At 41.3% G+C, this 3,375-nt stretch carries 4 protein-coding genes; all 4 read left to right on the forward strand.

Translation table 11 applies throughout. From position 1 onward, the window contains the following. On the forward strand, nucleotides 1-300 hold a 300-nt coding region (locus tag WBJ10_RS12195), incomplete at its 5' end, for a D-alanyl-D-alanine carboxypeptidase (RefSeq protein WP_424290670.1). 26 nt (nucleotides 301-326) lie between these two features. Further along, nucleotides 327-1,799 (forward strand): 1-hydroxycarotenoid 3,4-desaturase CrtD, encoded by a 1,473-nt coding sequence (gene crtD / locus WBJ10_RS12200; protein ID WP_424290672.1) that lies wholly within the window; start codon nucleotides 327-329, stop codon nucleotides 1,797-1,799. Nucleotides 1,800-1,998: 199 nt separating this feature from the next. After that, nucleotides 1,999-2,622 (forward strand): lysophospholipid acyltransferase family protein, encoded by a 624-nt coding sequence (locus WBJ10_RS12205; RefSeq protein ID WP_424290674.1) that lies wholly within the window; start codon nucleotides 1,999-2,001, stop codon nucleotides 2,620-2,622. 2 nt (nucleotides 2,623-2,624) lie between these two features. Continuing rightward, on the forward strand, nucleotides 2,625-3,375 hold a 751-nt coding region (locus WBJ10_RS12210), incomplete at its 3' end, for a glycosyltransferase (protein WP_424290676.1).

The raw sequence follows: 3,375 nt of genomic DNA on the forward strand, positions 1-3,375 counted from the left end.
ATGAACATTTATGATGGGAGTGGTTTATCGCCCGCAAACCGGATTACGACCATGGCGATGGCACAGATTTTACAATCTGTAAAGAGGGAGCCTTGGTTCAGCAGCTTTTATGAAAGCCTTCCTGTGTATAATAATATGAGGATGAAAAGCGGCAGCATCAGCGATGTCATTGCCTACACAGGGTATCAAACCAGTTCCGGTGGCGCTCCTTTGGTATTTTCAATTATGATGAATAATTATAGCGGAAGCAGTTCAACTGCGCGACAAAAGTTATTCGATGTGCTGAACGTACTTAAATAAAGGACAAACGATTTCTCCCAAACCATATGACCGGGAATTTAAAGAAAGTAATAGTGATCGGGGCCGGTTTAGCCGGTATCGCTACATCCATCAGACTGGCTATAAAAGGATATTCGGTAGAGGTGTTTGAAACGGCATCTTCGCCAGGCGGCAAGCTATCCGAAATCCGGTCAGGAGAATTTCGTTTCGATGCAGGCCCCAGTTTGTTTACGATGCCTCAATACGTCGATGAGCTTTTTACGCTGGCGGGTAAAAATCCCTGCGACTATTTCCGGTATGAGCGCCTTGATACGATTTGCAAATACTTTTTTGAAGACGGCACACGTTTAAATGCTTATTCCGATAGGGAGCGCTTTGCATCTGAAGTTGAAGATGCCACCTCTGATTCAGCTGAATCCGTCATAAAGTTCCTGGATCAAAGTGAGAAAATCTATCAAATCACTGATCCGGTTTTCCTGCAGAGGTCACTTCATCAATGGAAAAAATACTTTAACTGGACCACGGTAAAATCGCTGCTGCAGTTCTCTCAGATTGATGCCTTCAGAACGATGAATGATTCAAATTCTGCAAGGTTTAAAGATTCGAAAACTATTCGTTTGTTTAACCGCTATGCAACTTACAATGGTTCTAATCCTTATCAAGCTCCAGCAACCTTAAATGTGATCCCCCACTTCGAGCAGTATTTCGGTGCTTATTTCCCGGAGGGCGGGATGTATTCAATTGTAAAATCATTGACCAATCTGGCGATAGATTGCGGGGTAAAATTTCATTTCAATACCTATGTGGATGAAATTGGATTAAGCAGCAAGAAGATAAGCGGAGTGAAAGTCGGGGAGGTTACACATGAAGCTGACATGGTGGTGTCGAACATGGATATCTGGTATACTTACAGAAAGTTACTTAAGGATATTAAAGCTCCGGAAAGAATTCTCCAGCAGGAAAGAAGCAGTTCCGCGCTGATATTTTACTGGGGCGTAAATAAGACATTTGAAGAACTGGATCTGCATAATATATTCTTCACAGAAGATTACGAAAAAGAATTTCATCATATCTGGCAGGATAAGAACATCTCTAATGATCCGACGATTTATCTCAACATCAGTTCAAAGAGGGAAGAGAATGATGCTCCGGCAGGATGTGAGAACTGGTTTACCATGATCAACGTTCCATCAAATTCGGGACAAGACTGGGATGAATTGATCCAGGCTGCCCGAAGTAATATTCTATCTAAATTATCCCGTATTCTAAAGACAGACATCGCTAGCCTGATATTATCGGAACAAATCCTGGATCCGCGCAAAATAGATTCACAAAGTTTTTCCTACCAGGGATCTTTATATGGCAGCAGCTCGAATAATCAGTTTGCGGCATTTTTAAGACATGCCAACTTCTCTTCAAAGATAGAAGGCTTGTATTTTGCGGGAGGGAGCGTGCACCCGGGGGGAGGGATTCCATTGGCATTGCTTTCTGCTAAGATTGTTGATGGTTTGATTAGATAAAGAGAGCAGGGCCACGGGGTATTCCGCGGAAATTCTATCTTAGTATTTTAGAAGATGTCCTTGCGAGGAGGTACGACGAAGCAATCTATTTAACCAACAATTGAAAAAGCAGAGATTGCTTCGTTGCACTCGCAAAGACATCCTCTATTGATGTCGTGGTCGGGACTAACAGAAGTAATAAAAAAACTACCAAAAATAAATGCTTGAACCCCGCCAAAACAAACTCATCCACTCCTTCTTCTCCTGGTATATCAGCCGCATAATAAATTCTGATTTCAGAAAAATGGAATTTAATGAGGTAGGGTTCCAGAAAGACAAGGCTATACTGCTTCTAGCCAATCATTTCTCCTGGTGGGATGGCTTCGTGATCTTTCAAATTAATAAACTCTATTTCAAAAAGAAATTCCATGTGATGATTACCGAGGAGAATTATAAGAAGGTTTGGTTCCTGAAATATCTTGGAGGTTTCTCTGTAAAGAAAAATTCACGGAGCATAATCGAAACACTTGAATACGCAGGCCGTTTATTAAATGACGCTGAAAATTTAGTGCTGATATTTCCGCAAGGCAAGCTTTATTCAAATCATACTCAAGATATAAAATTTGAAAAGGGCTTAATGAACATGATAAACAGTTCAAAACGGAAATTTCAATATATTTTCGCTGCAACTTTCGTTGATTATTTCGAACATCGCAAAGCGACTGTAAATTGTTATCTGCAAAATTGGGAAGGATCCGAATTCACGAGCCTTCAGCTAATTAAAAGCGCTTACAACAAACATTTTGAAGCATCGCGCCAGACTCAGAGCGCGAACGAGGTATAACTATGATACTGATCTATTTTATTTTTCTTTTCCTCATACTTCGGTTTACTGTAACGCTGTTCAATTTTATTTCCAATCCAAAGCTTACCAATTCTCCGCGCGATTATGATGATTTAATCTCTATTCTCATTCCTGCCAGAGATGAGGAAAAGAATATCTTAAACTTGCTTCAATCCATCCGTGACCAAAATTATCGCAATTATGAAGTTGTAGTCCTTGACGATCATTCTTCCGACGCGACATTCCGGGTCTGCAAAGAGTTTGCCGATTCCGATAATCGCTTCCGGGTTGTATCAGGTAAACCACTTCCTAAAGAGTGGCTGGGAAAGAATTACGCTTGTCATCAATTGGCAGAAGAAGCTAAAGGGAAATTCTTAATGTTCCTTGATGCGGATGAAACCGTTGCCGATGGATTGTTGAACAATACCGTTCACCGGATGAAGTTTTACCGGCTCGATCTCTTAAGCTTATTTACGAATCAGGTCATGATCACCTGGGGAGAACAGATGATCGTGCCGTTGATGCATTTCGTGCTTTTAAACCTGCTGCCTTTGAGATTAGTACGTTTATCTAAAAGCCCGGCCTTTTCAGCTGCCAGCGGGCAGTTCATGCTTTTCAATGCGGAGAATTATAAAGAGAACCAATGGCATGAGCAGGTAAGAGATAAGGTTGTAGAGGACATTGAAATTATGAGATCGGTCAAAGCATCGGGATATCGGGGAGAAGCATTACTTGCGAACGGCTTTATATTCT

Origin of the sequence: Daejeonella sp., from assembly GCF_049655485.1 — a bacterium.
Taxonomy (GTDB): Bacteria; Bacteroidota; Bacteroidia; order Sphingobacteriales; family Sphingobacteriaceae; genus Daejeonella.